The sequence below is a fragment of the Chryseobacterium sp. c4a genome, from assembly GCF_009900745.1.
In the GTDB taxonomy this organism is placed as follows: Bacteria; Bacteroidota; Bacteroidia; order Flavobacteriales; family Weeksellaceae; genus Chryseobacterium.
On sequence record NZ_WXVU01000013.1, the window covers coordinates 24,232 to 40,505 of the forward strand.

Sequence of the window (16,274 nt, forward strand, 5' to 3'; positions counted from 1 at the left end):
CTTAGGCATTTAAAATTTCGTTAAACAATTTCATCAGTTCTTCATTGACCTCCTGGCCACCATTTTTTGATTTAAAATAATCCTTAAACAATGTTTCTATGTCCTGATTTAGATTAATTTCATGAGCAGTTTCCTCTCCGGACTCTTTGTTTTTAACTTTAGGAATAAGATGAACAATTCCATCATGAGCCTGGTAGATCAGCCTGCGTTCATCTGCTGTTAAAAAAGTTTCACTTTCTAAAGTCAATTCAATAAACGTATACGGATTTTCTCTTAGCCACAGAACCGCTTCATCAACGGAGGTAAAGGTTTTTCTTACCAACCTTCTTCCGCTTTTCAGTGCCTTTTTTTCATAAGAAACAGGTTTCCCCGGCTCAGCATCGATGATAGAAATATATTTTGTCTGCCCGGCTTCATTAAAGCTGTAGCATAGGGGAGAAGATGAATAGATTACTGGTTTCTCCTTTGTTCCGATATTCTGAAAGCCATGCAGATGTCCTAAAGCTGTATATTGGATCTGTTCAGGAATACTGTCTGAGAAAATAAGATCGGCATTTCCGATTTTGATTGGTTTTTCTCCTTCCGGTTCTTCCAAAATATCAGCTCCTTTTTTATTCATGTACAAGTGGGCTGTTAAAAGATTGATCCCATGTTCATCACAGAACTGATCTGCAAGATCTTTCCAAGTTTTTGAAAGAACATTGTTGATCTCTTCCTCTTTATTTTCTCCCAAATATTCTTTCAGACGGATTTCGTTGGCATAAGGAGTATGCAATAATCTAATAGGAAAATCAATAGTGTTGATTTTCATTTCTATAAACCCTTCTTTTGAATGAATGATCTTGAAATACTCCGTTCCAAAAGGGATAATTTCTGCTTTGGGATGGCCGATTAAAATAATTCCGCATTCTCGGGCCAAGGGATCGGGAGCATTGATGAGGTTCGGAGAGTCATGATTTCCTGAAATAGCAATAACAGGACGTTTCCCGTTTTGAGATAAACGCTTCAGTGTTTTATAAAAAAGCTCAACGGCTTCAACAGCGGGGTTAAAATTATCAAAAAGATCACCGGCGACAAGAATAAGGTCTGCCTGTTCTTCATCAGCAATCGCAATGATTTCCTCCATCACTGAAACCTGCTCTTCCAGTCGGGAAAAGCGATCCAGTTTTTTTCCTAAATGCCAGTCGGCGGTGTGTAAAATTTTCATAAAAAGTTGATCATAGTTTAAAGGAACTGCCTAAAGATAAAAGAAGTTGTGTTTTTAAAAATACGGTTTACCTTAATGTATCAATAAGCATATTTAGATAAAAAGAAACTTGTTTCTACCCCAAACTTATAGATTGTTGTCGTTTTCCTTTCCTTTGAAATCTTGATAAATTTGTTTTAAACGTGCTTTTCTTTCTGCTTCTGCATTTTGTGTTTTCCGTTTTTTCTGATCAATTTGCTTTTTATTTTTTTTCCTGTTAGCGTCGTTATTTTTGCTCATAATGGTTTGCAGCGAATAATTTTTAGGGGTAAAAATTGCTTCATCAAAAATACTAAAGATTAAGAGGGGAAACAATTTTAGTGGGTAAGTCTGATAAAATGTTTTAATTTTACTGCGTTATGGAAGAAAAATCAAAAGATCCGTTACACGGAAAAAGACTCGATGCCATCCTTGAAGAACTGGTAGAATATTACCAGGGATTTGAGAAACTGGGTGAGCAGATCAATATAAAATGCTTTACAGATAATCCAAGCATAAGCTCTTCTTTAAAGTTTTTAAGGAAAACACCTTGGGCAAGAGCAAAAGTAGAAAGCTTGTATCTTTTTGTATTGAGACAGAAGAAAAGAGACGAAGGGAAGAAAAATAGATAAAGACTGGATGCTGGAAGCATGAGGCTGGAGGTTATTGTTAGCCGTATGACTTCTGCCCGTTTTTTTATTAATAAAAATAATTTCTAGAGGATGAAAAAGAGTTTCAAAAGCTTTTTATGCCTTTCATAACTTCCTTCTTCCATCTCTCATCTTCCAAACTTACCGAATCATTTCAAAAATAGTATATTTGTATTATCGTTAATCGTAAAAAAAATTACGACAAAAAAAGAAAAATATGACAATTGAAAACAATCACGTTGTAGCTGTAAAGTATATCCTTCACACTCTCGAAGCAGATGGAAGTAAAGTTCTTGTAGAAGAAACAACAGCAGAAAATCCACTTACATTTTTGTATGGTGTTGGAATGATGATTCCAAAATTTGAAGAGAATATCCTTGGCTTAAAAGCTGGTGATAAATCTGCTTTTGTAATTCAGCCTGAAGAAGCTTACGGAGAAAGACAGCCTGATGCTATTGCACAATTGCCACTTGAAATGTTCAAAGAATCAGGAACTCCTCCAATTGGAGCGATCTTACCTTTATCAGACAATCAAGGGAATAACTTCCAGGCTTTTGTAGTAGAAGTAACTCCTGAGGCTGTAGTAGCAGATCTTAACCACCCAATGGCTGGTAAAGTGTTAGATTTCCAAGTGGAAGTTTTAAACACTCGTCCTGCAACTGAGGAGGAGCTATCTCACGGTCACGCTCACGGAATTGACGGAACAGACGCTCACTAAGAAATAATATAAATGTCCGATTTTTTCGGACATTTTTTTGTACTACAAATAGATTGTAAGACAATATAAAAATAACCAGTAGAACGCTCTGCTGGTTATTTTGTTTTATATGCTAAGATCAATAGAATACTTGTTATTCCCTCCGCTGGAGGGTTATAAAATCAACGGATTTGACGAGATAGTTTTTCTCTCACTCTTATTCCGCATCATACTCCGTCACATCAATAAACGTAAGAAACCATTTTCCTTCAAGTTTAGTCATCACAAAGCTAAATCCGTTAATAGGAGCCTTTTCTTTACTGTTCTCAGCAAGTGTTACAAAAACAACATTTTTAGGATTGGAATTGATCTTAAAAATAGTCTGATCCTTTACAGCGTATAGTTCTGAAAACTTGTCAGCATAATCATTGACTACATTAGAATTGAACTGAACAAATAATCCTTCTTTCGACCATTTCTTATTTTTTAAATCATATCCGGAATGCTGGTCGAATTGTATTGGAAACTGATTTCTGATATTCCATGCTTTTTTGACATGTCCTAGCGGCATACTGAAATCAACATCTTCATTTAAAACAAACCCCAAGTCACCACCATTTTTAAAAAGGACACCAACCCCATAGGTTTCATTCACATATTTATTCATGAGATCACCATTTTTGGTCTGAAATCCTTTTAATATATCAGTTACAGCCGTGGAAATTTCTTTTTTATCCTCAGTTGTTTGGGCATTGAAAAAACTGAAACTGCAAAACAGGATCAGCAATGTGTAAATAATGTTCTTCTTCATATTATTAATCTAAAAATTCACCTGAAACATAATACCAACTTTCATGCATTTTCTGGAATACAGAAAACTCGTGATGAACTTGCAGATGCCCATCCTGATCTGTATAATAAGCCTTAAATTCTACATGATTTAAAGCTGGAGTCTGAACGATTTCCAATTTTGTCCATTCATTGATCTCTCCCCATTCCTGCAGATCCCGTTTGTTGTGATATTTTCGTTTTCCCGGAAGTGTGGTTTCCATTAAATATTCACCATTCGGGATGGCGAAAGCAGAAAATCGGGAACGCATTAATGCTTCAGCAGTAGGAGCATATTTTTCTCCGGTATGATAAGGCTTACAGCATTCTTCGTAGGATTTTCCTGAACAGCAGGGACAATTCATCTTTTAAATTTAAAATTTTATGCCACAAAAATAAGGAATATCAATAGAAACGGATCGGGTTTTTTACTTCTGTTTGAATGTTGTTGCTGGAAGATCGCGATGGCGTAAATTATTTATCTCCTAAACTGTTTTTAAGGCGCAGGGATTTTATCTGTGATAAAATTTAATGCTACTAAGAGTGTATTTATTAAAAAGCATTTAATCTATGTCTTAAATTTTTTTATGCCTTTATCATTCCATAGGAATCTAAATTAAAATTTTTGAATTGCTATGTCGGGATTCTTCCTGCGTCATAAAGCCAAACACGATATTCATTTTCTTATTTTAATTGAATATAGGGTAGAATATATTCAATAGAAACGGGCTTTAGCCCGTTCTAAATGATTAAACAATCCATTGGCTTTAGCCAAAACTTATAATATCTTTTACACATCTTTGTATCAGATCTAACGGTGAGTATATCATCAAAAAACGAAGCACTCTTTTTAAGAGTGCTTCGTTATATTTTACTGGTTATCTTCGTCGATCTTTGTATCCACAAAGCTATAAACATCGGTTGCCATTGCCATAGTTTGCTGTTTTGAATTGAATTTCACATGCTCTGGATCCAGCACCTTGTAAGTATAAGTATCTGTTTGTCCGGAATTGAAATGAAGTTCATGAAATTCTCCGTTTTCAATCCACCATTGTCCTTTTTCAATGTGTTGATTGACTTCACAATCATGAATAGTAGTAAAAATCAGGATAAAAGTTCCGTCTTCCTTTCTATCCATTACCCAGCGTTTTTCCATCCCGGCGATCTGCTGATCTTTTTCACCGCCTTTCCATATACCTACGAGCTGTTTATCTATCTTGTTGGTTTGAGGTTTTGTTTTCGCCTTTTGAGCATACATAGAGCCAAAAGCTAGTAATAATGTGCTTAGAATAATTTTTTTCATGGTTATTTAAAGAAAAATGTTAAAGGAACTCTGCTGTTTACTGTTATTCCCAGGGTAGTCGCAGGAACCCATTTTGTTTTTTTTATAAAATTTTTAGTTTCGTTGATAAAGTAAGAAGAATACTTATAGTTATTTTTATTTTGGAATCGGAGATTGATATTGATATCTGAGATAGAGCCATTTTTATTGAGAATAAAATCTGCAGATATAGAAGAATAAAGATCTTTGTCTTTACGGTATTCAAAACCTTCAGGATATTGAACATTTTTCCAGAAGTTTATCTTATAATCTTCAAAAAAGGCTGTATATGATTTGCTTCGTGGATATCTCGAAATGGTATCACATTCTTCAAAATCATAGATCTTATCAAGATTTTTGTTTACATATTCTATTTCTGCGATATGCCTCAATGAGTCAATAAATTTGGATCCGAATTTTCGATCGATCTCTTTAGACATTACATGCCCGTAGCAATTTTGGAGATTTCCGGGAACTGTACAGTATGTAAGGGCAGAATCTACCTCAATATTGTATTTCTTCAGCAATTCATTCATTTCTACATTACTTCTGTAATGATCTACCATTCCAAAATAATGGAAATAAACAAGTTTGTTCTTTTTTATATCAGACTCAGCTCTTGCTGTTTCAGCAGTGCAGGTAGAATCCCAATATTTTCTTTCTTCCTTAATGAGTTCAGCCCATTCTTTATTGGGAATCGTATCAGAATTTTTTTGAAAAAAAGAATCTGACTTGCCTTCAAATCTTTTGTTTTTCATTGAGAAGCAAGTCAGAATAATTAATGAGGACAATACTTTTATACCTGTATTGAATATCATAGAGTATTATTTAATAAATCCTCTGTTTCTTAATAAAGGCTTGATATCCGGATCATGCCCTGTGAAATCTCTGAATGCCTGGTTAAGATCTACAGAATTTCCTACAGAAAGAATGTATTTTCTGAAACGGTCACCATTTTCTCTGGTTAATCCACCATTCTTGCTGATCCATTCCCATGCGTCGTTATCCAATGTTTCAGACCATAGGTAAGCATAATATCCTGCTGAATATCCACCACCCCAAATGTGTGCAAAATAAGGAGTATGGTATCTTGGCGGAACAGTAGCTAAAGTAAATCCGTGGTTTGCTAAAGATTGTTTTTCAAAATCCAAAACAGGAATAAACTGGTTTTCATTGGTTACAGAATGCCAGTCCATATCTAAAGCTGCTGCAGAAATTAGTTCTGTAGTCATATACCCTTGATTGAAGGTAGCAGCTTTTTTAATTTTATCTACTAGAGCCTGCGGAATCGGTTGTTTGGTTTCATAATGAACTGCATAGTTCTTGATTACGATTGGATCCAGTGCCCAGTGTTCGTTAATCTGAGAAGGGAATTCCACAAAATCTCTTGGTACATTCGTTCCGGAAAGAGATGGATATTTCTGGCTTGCAAACATTCCGTGGATAGAGTGTCCAAACTCATGGAAGATGGTTGAAACATCATCAAAGCTGATTAATGATGGTTTTCCAGGAGCAGGCTTTTGATAATTGTAGCAGTTTACAATTACAGGTTTTGTTCCCATAAGATAAGACTGTTCTACAAAGTTGCTCATCCAGGCTCCTCCATTTTTAGAATCTCTCGTATAGAAATCCAGATAATAGATGGCAATAGATTTTCCATCGTGATCGAAGACTTCATAAGTCACTACATCCGGGTGATACACCGGAAGGTCAGTTCTCTTTTTGAAAGTCAATCCATAGAATTTTTCAGCAGCGAAGAAAACTCCTTTTTCTAAAACAGTTGTGATTTCAAAATAAGGTTTGATTTCACTCTCATCAAGATCAAATTTAGCTTTTCTTACTTGCTCAGCATAGAAATTCCAGTCCCAAGGTTCTACTTTGAAACCTCCTTTTTGCTGATCAATAAGATCCTGGATGTCTTTAGCTTCACGTCTTGCTGTTTCTACAGCAGGTGTAGCCACTTGGTTCATCAATTTAGTAGCCGCTTCAGGGGTTTTCGCCATCTGATCCTGAAGTTTCCATTCAGCGAAATTCTTTTTGCCAAGAATCTGAGCTTTCTTCAATCTGATTTTAGCCAGTTTTTCAATTGTTTCTCTGGTATCATTAGCATCTCCTTTTTCAGCTCTTGTCCAGGAAGCTTTGAATAGTTTTTCTCTGGTAGCTCTGTTTTTCAGGTTTTGTAGAAGAGGCTGTTGAGTCGTATTTTGTAGAGCAAGAAGATATTTACCTGGTTGTCCTGCAGTTTTAGCATCAGCCGCTGCCGCTGCAATTTCGTCTGCAGAAAGTCCGTCCAATTCCTTTGCATCAGCAAAGAATACACCACCTTGTTTTCTTGCTTCCAATAATTTGTTAGCGTATTGGGTAGAAAGAGAAGCCAGTTCCTGATTGATCTGCTTTAATGTTTCTTTATCTGCTGCAGAAAGGTTCGCTCCTGCAATTTCAAAGTTTTGTTTATAGTACTGAACCAATCTCTTGCTTTCAGAATCAAGACCGTCTTCTTTGATGGATTTAATTCTTTTATAAAGATTTTCATTCAGGTACATTTTATCAGAATGTGCGGCAAAAATAGGAGCATATTCTTCATCCAAAGCCTGTAGAATAGGGTTGGTATTGGCACTTGTCAGATTCGAAAATACAATTTGTGCTCTTCTCAGCACCTCACCACTTTTTTCCAGGGCAACGATGGTGTTTTCAAACGTTGGAGCGGCTGGGTTATTGGCTATCTTTTCAATTTCGGCAGCATGTTGCTTTAATCCGAAATCAAAAGCCGGTTTAAAATGTTCGTTTTTAATTTTGTCAAACTCTGGAGCTTCATACTGAAGCTTGCTCTTCTTCATAAAAGGATTTGAAGATAAAGATGGATCAGGAGCCGGAAGTTCCTGTTGTGTATCGGTCTGTTTCATTGTAGTACAAGATTGATTGAACGCCAAGGCAGAAATTAATAATACCGATGAAATATTCTTCATAAATATAGTTGTTATTAAACCCTAAAGATATTAAAAACTTGCTTTACAGAGGATATTTTGACTAATGTATTTAATAAAACGGTTGTTTTAACATTTTTATGTAAACCGTAATGAAATCTTTGTGGTTGCTAACGTTTTTCAACCCTTGAATTACAGAGACTAAAAGGATAATGAGAAGAAGATGTAATATTTTTTATATTTTAGTTGTTATTAAATTATATTATCAAAAAAATAATCTATAAAAGAAATAAACATGAAAAAAAGAACTCTTTTTATTTTTTCGGCCTTAGTGGTTTTAGCCTCATGTAATGAAAGACATGAGAAAAAAAACAAGGAAAAAAGTGGCTGGGTAGAGAAAGTTATCAATAAGGAAACAGGGCCTATTCAGCAGAGAGAATTCAATGGAGATTTTGATGAAATTCAGGTTTCCCAGGCTATTGAAGCAGAGGTGATCAAATCAGATGTTGAAAAAGTAATCATTTCAGCTCCACAAAGCATCATCGATGAGGTTCTTGTAGAAAACAGTGGCGGAAAGCTTCATATTCATTATAAGAAAGGAATCAGAGTGATGAATATCAGTAAGGTTACAGCAAAAATTTATACTAAAGATTTTACAAAACTGGTGGCCGAATCAGCAGCAAGTATCAGTGTGAAAGACAAGTTTACTCAGGAAAAAACAAGTATTGAAGCATCAAGTGCTGGAAGTGTTTCAGGAGATCTGGAGGCTAATGAGTTTAATATTAATACAGACAGCAGCAGTAGTTTCAGCGGTAAAATATGGGCTGTAAATCTTGATATAGACTCTTCATCAGGATCGAGTATCGATATTTCAGGAAAAGCTAAAAAAGCGGATATCAGTTCTTCTTCAGGCAGTAGTATTTCAGCTAAGGGAGTTATTGCAGATCATGTAGAAGCTGAGGCATCCAGTGGAGCCAGCATCCAGATCAGCGCCGTTTCTTCCGTTAAAGCAGAAGCCTCTTCAGGCGGAAGTGTAGATATTGCCAGAAAAGGAGAACTTAAAAATGTTATTAAGGACGAAAGCAGTGGCGGAAGTATAAATATTCAATAAATTAATCCTGGGATTCTTCATCATCATCTTCCTCTGTGGATAAAGAAGAATCCCAATTTTTATGATCAAAATTAAGATTATCATAAGCCAAAAGTTCCTCCTCACGCTGGAGGATTTCTTTTGTCGTAAATAAAGCAATATCACTATCTTCTGATGCTTTCGCCAGCTTTCTGATAGAGGCTTTATCAATCGCCATAAATCGTTGTCCCAGTCGTCTTGCTGCATATTTTCTCATTCCTGTTTCATGCAGGACATCCACAGCCATATCCACAGCAGTTCCCAAAGTTTCCCGGTAAATGTTATTTACTCCATTATTCAGATACTCATAAGCGTCAATTCTGTTTTTTGCTCTTACAAATATTTTAACCTCCGGATAATGTTCGCGAACAAGCTCTGCTATAAACATATTATCATCCGAATCATCAAGACATAATACCAGAATCTCAGCATCTTCAATTCCTGCAGCTCTTAGGATAGGAATCCTTGTAGCATCTCCATAATATACTTTAAAACCATAACTTCTCAACAATTTCACACGATCCGAATCTCTGTCTAAAACGGTTGCCGCTATTTTATTGGCTTTTAAAAGACGGCCTACGGTGCTTCCAAAATGTCCGAAACCTACAATGATGATCTTCTTCTGGGTTACATCACTGTCCAGAATATTGAAATCATGATCTTCTTCAGGAACTTCGCGAATGAATTTTGGAGTAATAAATTTATCATTCAGAATAAGAAGAATAGGAGTAATGCACATCGTAATTGCTGTAACGGCCATCATCTGAGCATTGAGTTCTGGGCTCAGGAGATAAAGATCTGATGCATAGTTAATCAGTACAAAGGCAAATTCTCCTACCTGCGAAAGGGCAAAAGCATAGAAAAGACTTTGTGGGGTATCTATTTTATAGAATTTTCCAATGGTATACAATACCAAAAACTTCACAGCCAATACTGCAAATACAGTACTGAAAATGAATAATGGATCTTTCTGAATAATATTAAAATTAATTGTTGACCCTACACTGACAAAAAATACGGCCAATAACAATCCTTTAAACGGATTAATCTGAGCTTCAAGTTCGTGGCGGAACTCACTGTTTGCCAGCATTACTCCGGCAAGGAATGCACCTAATGCAGGAGAAAGTCCAATAACTATCATCAGTTCGGATACGCCGATAACAAGAAATAGGGAAGAAGCCGTTAATAATTCCGTCATTCCGGATTTTGAGACATAGCGTAAAAAAGGAACAAATACATATCTGCCTAATAGAATCAATAGAGCGACCCCAAGAATAACGGTGCTTGCCTGAAGCCATTCCGGAAGCTTTTGTATCAGGATTTGAATTTCATTATCGTGATGTTTTGCCTTATAATTGGCAATAATGGGAAGAATAGCCAAAATAGGGATCACAGAAATATCCTGAAATAAAAGGGTAGAAAATGAAGCTTCTCCAGCGGTGGTTTTAAAATTATTCTTTTCCTGCAGTGTCTGTAATACAATGGCTGTAGAGGATAAAGCAAAACACATAGCCACTGCAATAGCCTTATCGACTCTCCAGCCTACACTGATGAATACCACGAATAACAATAAAATGGTAAGAAGCATCTGAGTGAGTCCCAATCCCATTATTTTCTTTCGCATTTCCCAGAATTTCCTAGGTTCCAATTCAAGACCAACGATAAATAAAAGCATGATAACCCCAAATTCACTGGCGTGCATAATGTCATTTACATTATTACCAGTGAGGCTGAGGACATAGGGGCCAATGATGATTCCCCCTAAAATATAACCGATTACTGAACTCAATCCCAATTTTCTGGCTAGTGGAACCATGATAATAGCTACACCCAGAAAAAGTAATGTGTTCATCGCTAAGCTGGACTCCATATGTTATTGATTGAGCAGTTCTGTAAACTCTTTTTTATGCAGAATAATTTCTTTTTTAGACAATTTATTGGCTTCGTAAACAATTTTGATGTGTTTGATATCAGCCTTGAAGACCTTTAATGAAACAATCAGTCCGCTGATGAGTTCATCAATGGTGTACTGATAAGTTCCATCTTTACTGAAAGATCTTTCCTTTCCTCCGGTCGTTACCAGTATATAAACTTCTTTATTTTCCAGAGGGTTGTGTTTACCGGGCTGTAGCCAGTCTCTGTCGAAAACTTCATCAATCCATAATCTTAATAGAGGAGGCATTCCGAACCAGATCAATGGAAATTGGAACACAAATCGGTCATAATTGGCCAAACGTTTCCTTTCCCTGAAGGCGGCAATATGGAAGTCAGGATATTCTTCATAAAGATCTCTTAGGGTATAATGCTGGTGGCGAACGTAGAAATTAATGAGCTCTACATTCGAATTAGAGTGCTCCAGATAAGGGTGTGCAAATACTACCAGCGTCTTCTTCATAATCCTGTTTTCAGTAAATATAGTGAAAAAATATTGAATAAAAGCTAGGTTTTATGTTGATTTATTAATTTTTTAATATGTGAAAGTGTATTTAATGTTAATTAAAGTCAAAGAAATACTGTTATTTTAGTTTTTTAAATAAAAAATCAGGTCTTAAAGACCTGATCTGTTTATAAATGATTGTAATTATTGTAAGATTACCATCCTCCGGATGCACCGCCGCCGCCGAAACTTCCGCCACCGCCGAAGCCTCCAAAGCCACCGCCACCACCGCCGGAACTTCCACCACCGAAGCCTCCGCCTCCAAAACCACCTGGGAATGGGAAGAACCCACCAGGATAATTTCTGCGTCCTCTTCGGGTAATGATGACATCATCATCGTCATTATTACCATGGCCGCCGCCACCACCGCCTCGATTGCCAAAGAGGATAGCAATGATGATAAAAATAACAAATGCGATAATCAAAACCTTTAGGGCACTTCCGTCACCGGAAGGTGCCGTCGTTGGAACCGGTTTGAATTTGCCCTCAACGGCCTCCATAATGGCTGAGGTACCACGATTGATACCCTCATACCAAAGTCCTTTTTTAAAATTGGGAGTAACGATATAATCAAGAATCTGTCCTGCAACAGATGCAGTAAGGTATTGTTCTACAGCTCTTCCCTGCTGAATAGACATGGTATGGTCTTCAGTAGCAATAAGGAAAACAACACCGTTATCTACGCCTTTTTTTCCGATCTTCCATTGCTCACCAAACATGGTGGCCAGAAAGTTAACATCTTCGCCTTTGGTTGATTTGATGATCACAACTTCAATTTCAGTAGAAGTGGAATCAGCAAATTTGATAAGCTTATTATTAAGTTCACTCTTTTCCTGTTCGGAAAGAATTCCGGCTTCATCAAAAACAGGGTATAAAACAGCTGGTTTTTGAGGAATAGTGTATTGTGCTGATACAAATGTGTAAAAGCAGATCAGTAAAAATGAAAATACTATTTTAAGAGAACGTAATTTCATTTGGAAGTTGGTTTGGGTTTTCTCCTTCTACAGGAAAATGTTTTTTAAGTTCAAGGCCTGTTTCCAGAATAGCACTTTTCAACGCTTTATAATAATTTCCTTTGGCAAATTCAGAAGTGATATAGTCATGCAGATGATCCCAATACGATTGACTTACTTTTGCATGAATTCCTACATCTCCGATTATGGTGAGGTATTTTTGTTCAAAATTTACATGAAAAAGCACAGCATTCCTATCAGTAGTCTTATCCATACACAGTTCTTTGAAAACCTCGAATGCTGTTTTAGCATCCCGTTTTTCTGTATTAGAGTCAATATGTACTCTAATCTCTCCCGTAGAATGGTCTTCTGCTGACTGAATCGCTTCCACAAGGGAAGCGATCTGTTGATTTGTAAGGAAATTACCCATTATTATTTGAATACTTCAGGGGCTTTCTGAGCTCCTGCATCAGCTTTGAAATAAGGTTTTTCTTTAAAGTTGGTGAAATTCGCCAAAATATTATTTGGGAAAGTCTTGATAGAGGTGTTGTAATCCTTTGCAGCATCGTTATAATAAACAGTTTCTGTTCTGATACTGTTTTCAATAGCGGTATACTCTCTTTGGAAGTTAATATACTGCTGATCTGCCTTTAAATTAGGATAAGACTCTACCACAGCCATTAATCTGCTTAACGCCCCGGATAATTCTCCTTGTGCAGCCTGGAATTTAGCAATATCAGCATCAGTCATATTGGTAGGATCAATATTGACAGAAGTCGCTTTAGAACGTGCTTCTACAACTTGTGTTAAAGTTTCCTGTTCAAATTTTGAATACGATTTTACAGTTCTCTCCAGGTTAGGGATAAGATTAGCTCTTTTCTGATACACAGTCTCTACATTAGACCATTTTGCGTTAACAGTCTGTTCTTTGTTAACAAAATTGTTATATCCGCTTTTTCCCCAAAAGAATAAAACAGCAACAATAACAAGGAGGGCAATACCAATAGTTCCTGCGCCCAGACATCCTTTATTTTTCATAGTTTATTTTTTTTAATTTTTTGTGCTAATCAAATATACAAATTATGTGCTAATTTTGTAAAAAATTATATTTGAATGACAACAATAGTGGTAGCTATGGGAGAGAAGAATGAGATTGGTTTTGAAAACCAGTTGCTTTGGCATCTTCCGAAAGATTTAAAACATTTTAAAGACCTTACCTCGGGACATCCGATCATTATGGGAAGAAAAACATATGAAAGTATAGGAAAGCCACTTCCTAATCGTACAAATATTGTTGTTTCAAGAAAAAAAGATTGGTTTGAGGAAGGAATTCTGATTGTAGGAAGCCTTAAAGAAGCTCTCAAGTTTGCTAAAAAGATCGATGAAGAAGTTTTCGTTATCGGCGGAGGTAATATCTATGAACAGACCATGGAGCTTGTGGATAAGCTTGAGGTTACTTTAGTGAAAGCAGATCTGAAAGCGGATACCTTTTTCCCGAAGATCAATGAGAAAATCTGGAAAAAGACCAATGAAGTCTGCCATGAAAAAGACGAAAAGAATGGCTATGATTTCTGTTTCCAGACGTTTGAAAGAATAAAGAGTGAAGCTTAACAGAATTCTGTATAATAAGTGAGTTTAAAAATCGATTAGGATAGGATAATTACCATTCACCATTGACTTTTTGAACTTTAACCTTTAAATTTATTATCTTTGCACTTCTAAAATTTAATAATGAATAAATACATAAAAATTGCGGTAGCAGCAATCCTTATTCTTCTAGGACTTTATATGATGTTTTACACAAGAAGTCTTGGTTGGGGAATTGTTGTATTTCTTTTGGCAGCCATTCCAATTGCTCTTTTCTTTAAAAATGAATATATTCTTTTGGCATTCTGGCAATTGAGAAAACAAAATATGGAAAAAGCAGCTGAATGGTTATCTAAAGTAACAGACTACCAAGGGCAATTACATAAAACTCAATATGGATATTTCCATTATCTATTAGGGTTAACACAAGCTCAGGATCACCCGACAAAAGTGGAGCCGCTAATGAAAAAAGCTTTAGAATATGGTTTGAATATGAAGCACGACAGAGCAATGGCTACTTTAAATCTTGCAGCAGCAGCTCTTTCTAAAGGGAGAAGACAGGAAGGACAAAAACTATTGGAAGAAGCTAAAAGATTAGACAGTGCAGGAATGATGACTGATCAGATCAAAATGATGAAAGATCAGCTGAAAATGCCAACTATGCAGAAGCACATGCACAATCCTAACATGAGACAAAGAGGTAGATTCTAATAAGAAATCCTCAGATTCATATAAAAAAGTCCTGAATTTTCAGGACTTTTTGTTTTTCTTATTAGGAGGAGGAGGTGGAGCTTCCTGATGGAAAAAGGTATCTTTGGGATAAATGTTTTCTTTTACACGGAGTAAGCTATCCAGTTTTATAAATCTATCACGAAGGCCATCATCATAAAAATTATGTTTCTGATTTTTGTAATTCACGGAAACTAGGGGGAAATTAGTATTCTGTTCTATCCTGTTCTCTTTGTTAAGGTATTTAAGATAATTTTCAAAAGAAAGAGGATCTCTTGCTTTAATTTTATAAATGATCTTAGGTAATGTTTGAGTTTTTTTTCCACCCGTATCTATCTGAGAATATTTTTCTAAGAAGAGAGTGTCATTTTGCTTGATAAAAGTATATGTTTCAAATGCGAAAAAAGTACACGCTGAAAGATTAGTATTGATTGTCACTGTATCTCCATTCTCCATTTTTTCTGAAAACTGATAAAGATCCTTATCAAGATCAAATTTGTGTTCCTTTTTACAGGATAATAAAGAAAATGCCAGAATAATGAAGTAATGTTTTTTCATATCACTACATTTCCGAGGTTTGATCATAACCATAAAATTTGGGCATTTGCCATTGATATTTCACGGCAAGTGTTCGAATGGCAACAATCAATAAAATGGTAAAAATCTGCACAAAAGTATAAGAAAGGGGTGTATACTTTGTCATTAATAAAAACGCCGCTCCACCTACAATACATGCAGTAGCATAGATCTCTTTTCTGAAGATCAAAGGAATTCTGTTGAGTAATATATCCCGGATAATTCCTCCAAAGCACCCTGTGATGGTTCCCAGACCAATACAGATTAAAGGATGGATACCTACGTTCAGCCCTTTTTGAATACCAATAATGGTAAATAATCCCAGTCCGAAACTGTCGAAAATAAATAAGGTTACCTTAAAGTTTTTTTCAAGGGACTTGAATACCATTGAAAAGATACTGGTAATGAGAATCAGGGCACACATCAAAAGATCATGCATCCAGAATACAGGAATATCCAATAGGAGATCCCTTACAGTTCCTCCACCTACGGAAGTAACAAAGGCAATAATAAGAACGCCAAAAGGATCAAGCCGTTTCTGCATGGCTGCAAAACTTCCTGACATGGAAAACGCAATGGTTCCAAGTACTTCTATGGCAAAATTGAACTGTTCGTGCATATATAATTATAAATGATCGTTGATAAATGATAATTGATGAGTGATTTTTCTGCTTAAGCAAATTCTTGGCCATTGTATCAATTATCATTTATCGCTTATCAATTATAATACTGTTTATCGTTCAACCCTTACAGAATCTGGAACCATCAGTTCGTATTCGCCACCGTGGGTGATGATTTCTCTTACGATGCTGCTGCTGATAAAAGATTTCCCGGATGAAGTTAATAAGAATACGGTTTCCAGTTTTTTGTGGGCTAAAGTTCTGTTGGTATGAGCAATGGCCTTTTCGAATTCAAAATCTGCAGGGTTTCTAAGGCCTCTGATGATATATTGAGCATTCTTTTCAAAACAGTAATCCACTGTTAAGCCTTCAAATGAGTCTACTTCTACATTGGGAAATTCTGCTACGGAATTTTGAATGAACTCCTTTCTTTTTTCAAGAGGAAACATATATTTCTTCTGGGAATTCTGCCCAATAGCAATTATTAATTTATCAAATAGCGGTGCCGCTCTTTCTATAATATCGTAATGTCCTAAAGTGATAGGGTCGAATGACCCTGGGAAAACAGCAATTTTCATGTTGTATGAGTTATGATTTT

General features: G+C 36.0%; 20 protein-coding genes. 5 read left to right on the forward strand and 15 right to left on the reverse strand.

What is annotated here, in order from left to right; translation table 11 throughout:
• Position 1 precedes the first annotated feature (1 nt).
• Both GTR01_RS16220 and GTR01_RS24520 read right to left on the reverse strand, forming a co-directional pair.
• On the reverse strand, positions 2 to 1,207 hold the full coding sequence (locus GTR01_RS16220) for an exonuclease SbcCD subunit D (RefSeq protein WP_160138850.1): 1,206 nt from the start codon (positions 1,205 to 1,207) through the stop codon (positions 2 to 4).
• Positions 1,208 to 1,333: 126 nt separating this feature from the next.
• Positions 1,334 to 1,486, reverse strand: coding sequence for a hypothetical protein (locus GTR01_RS24520; RefSeq protein WP_185155139.1), 153 nt, complete (start codon positions 1,484 to 1,486; stop codon positions 1,334 to 1,336).
• A gap of 119 nt (positions 1,487 to 1,605) precedes the next feature.
• Here GTR01_RS24520 and GTR01_RS16225 point away from each other — a divergent pair, with 119 nt between their 5' ends.
• Entirely contained in the window at positions 1,606 to 1,857 is a 252-nt protein-coding gene (locus GTR01_RS16225; RefSeq protein WP_160138851.1) for a VF530 family DNA-binding protein, read from the forward strand.
• A gap of 235 nt (positions 1,858 to 2,092) precedes the next feature.
• The gene (locus GTR01_RS16230) at positions 2,093 to 2,593 is read left to right on the forward strand and encodes a peptidylprolyl isomerase (protein WP_160138852.1); all 501 of its coding nucleotides are present in this window, start codon (positions 2,093 to 2,095) and stop codon (positions 2,591 to 2,593) included.
• Positions 2,594 to 2,789: 196 nt separating this feature from the next.
• Here GTR01_RS16230 and GTR01_RS16235 read toward each other — a convergent pair whose 3' ends face one another.
• From GTR01_RS16235 to GTR01_RS16255, 5 genes are all read right to left on the reverse strand, one after another.
• Complete coding sequence (locus tag GTR01_RS16235) at positions 2,790 to 3,383, reverse strand: hypothetical protein (protein WP_160138853.1); 594 nt, start codon at positions 3,381 to 3,383, stop codon at positions 2,790 to 2,792.
• 4 nt (positions 3,384 to 3,387) lie between these two features.
• Positions 3,388 to 3,765, reverse strand: coding sequence for a YchJ family protein (locus tag GTR01_RS16240; RefSeq protein WP_160138854.1), 378 nt, complete (start codon positions 3,763 to 3,765; stop codon positions 3,388 to 3,390).
• 506 nt (positions 3,766 to 4,271) lie between these two features.
• A complete protein-coding gene (locus tag GTR01_RS16245; protein WP_160138855.1) occupies positions 4,272 to 4,703 on the reverse strand; it encodes a hypothetical protein in 432 nt (143 codons plus the stop codon).
• 2 nt (positions 4,704 to 4,705) lie between these two features.
• Positions 4,706 to 5,479 (reverse strand): hypothetical protein, encoded by a 774-nt coding sequence (locus tag GTR01_RS16250; protein ID WP_160138856.1) that lies wholly within the window; start codon positions 5,477 to 5,479, stop codon positions 4,706 to 4,708.
• Between the two features lie 66 nt (positions 5,480 to 5,545).
• Positions 5,546 to 7,687 carry a M3 family metallopeptidase gene (locus tag GTR01_RS16255; RefSeq protein WP_160138857.1) on the reverse strand — a complete coding sequence of 714 codons (2,142 nt, stop codon included), beginning with the start codon at positions 7,685 to 7,687 and terminating at the stop codon, positions 5,546 to 5,548.
• A gap of 253 nt (positions 7,688 to 7,940) precedes the next feature.
• Here GTR01_RS16255 and GTR01_RS16260 point away from each other — a divergent pair, with 253 nt between their 5' ends.
• On the forward strand, positions 7,941 to 8,756 hold the full coding sequence (locus GTR01_RS16260; RefSeq protein WP_160138858.1) for a GIN domain-containing protein: 816 nt from the start codon (positions 7,941 to 7,943) through the stop codon (positions 8,754 to 8,756).
• A 1-nt stretch (position 8,757) separates the two neighbouring features.
• On the opposite strand, the gene GTR01_RS16265 is transcribed toward GTR01_RS16260, so the two are convergent.
• From GTR01_RS16265 to GTR01_RS16285, 5 genes are all read right to left on the reverse strand, one after another.
• Positions 8,758 to 10,644: a monovalent cation:proton antiporter-2 (CPA2) family protein gene (locus GTR01_RS16265; protein WP_160138859.1), complete on the reverse strand. Its 1,887-nt coding sequence runs from the start codon at positions 10,642 to 10,644 to the stop codon at positions 8,758 to 8,760.
• A gap of 3 nt (positions 10,645 to 10,647) precedes the next feature.
• Positions 10,648 to 11,169, reverse strand: a complete 522-nt coding sequence (locus GTR01_RS16270; RefSeq protein ID WP_160138860.1) for an NAD(P)H-dependent oxidoreductase — start codon at positions 11,167 to 11,169, stop codon at positions 10,648 to 10,650.
• 197 nt (positions 11,170 to 11,366) lie between these two features.
• Complete coding sequence (locus GTR01_RS16275) at positions 11,367 to 12,185, reverse strand: TPM domain-containing protein (protein ID WP_160138861.1); 819 nt, start codon at positions 12,183 to 12,185, stop codon at positions 11,367 to 11,369.
• On the reverse strand, positions 12,166 to 12,594 hold the full coding sequence (locus GTR01_RS16280; RefSeq protein WP_185155140.1) for a TPM domain-containing protein: 429 nt from the start codon (positions 12,592 to 12,594) through the stop codon (positions 12,166 to 12,168). Before GTR01_RS16280 ends, GTR01_RS16275 begins: the two co-directional genes overlap by 20 nt.
• 2 nt (positions 12,595 to 12,596) lie before the next feature.
• Positions 12,597 to 13,202 (reverse strand): LemA family protein, encoded by a 606-nt coding sequence (locus GTR01_RS16285; RefSeq protein WP_160138862.1) that lies wholly within the window; start codon positions 13,200 to 13,202, stop codon positions 12,597 to 12,599.
• A gap of 75 nt (positions 13,203 to 13,277) precedes the next feature.
• Here GTR01_RS16285 and GTR01_RS16290 point away from each other — a divergent pair, with 75 nt between their 5' ends.
• Together GTR01_RS16290 and GTR01_RS16295 are read left to right on the forward strand one after the other, a co-directional pair.
• Entirely contained in the window at positions 13,278 to 13,775 is a 498-nt protein-coding gene (locus GTR01_RS16290; protein WP_160138863.1) for a dihydrofolate reductase, read from the forward strand.
• Between the two features lie 120 nt (positions 13,776 to 13,895).
• Entirely contained in the window at positions 13,896 to 14,462 is a 567-nt protein-coding gene (locus GTR01_RS16295) for a DUF2892 domain-containing protein (RefSeq protein ID WP_160138864.1), read from the forward strand.
• 39 nt (positions 14,463 to 14,501) lie between these two features.
• On the opposite strand, the gene GTR01_RS16300 is transcribed toward GTR01_RS16295, so the two are convergent.
• The 3 genes from GTR01_RS16300 to coaD form a co-directional block, all read right to left on the reverse strand.
• A complete protein-coding gene (locus GTR01_RS16300; RefSeq protein WP_160138865.1) occupies positions 14,502 to 15,038 on the reverse strand; it encodes a hypothetical protein in 537 nt (178 codons plus the stop codon).
• Positions 15,039 to 15,042: 4 nt separating this feature from the next.
• Positions 15,043 to 15,675 carry a trimeric intracellular cation channel family protein gene (locus tag GTR01_RS16305; RefSeq protein WP_160138866.1) on the reverse strand — a complete coding sequence of 211 codons (633 nt, stop codon included), beginning with the start codon at positions 15,673 to 15,675 and terminating at the stop codon, positions 15,043 to 15,045.
• 114 nt (positions 15,676 to 15,789) lie between these two features.
• A complete protein-coding gene (coaD, locus tag GTR01_RS16310) occupies positions 15,790 to 16,254 on the reverse strand; it encodes a pantetheine-phosphate adenylyltransferase (protein WP_045492768.1) in 465 nt (154 codons plus the stop codon).
• Between the last annotated feature and the right edge of the window lie 20 nt (positions 16,255 to 16,274).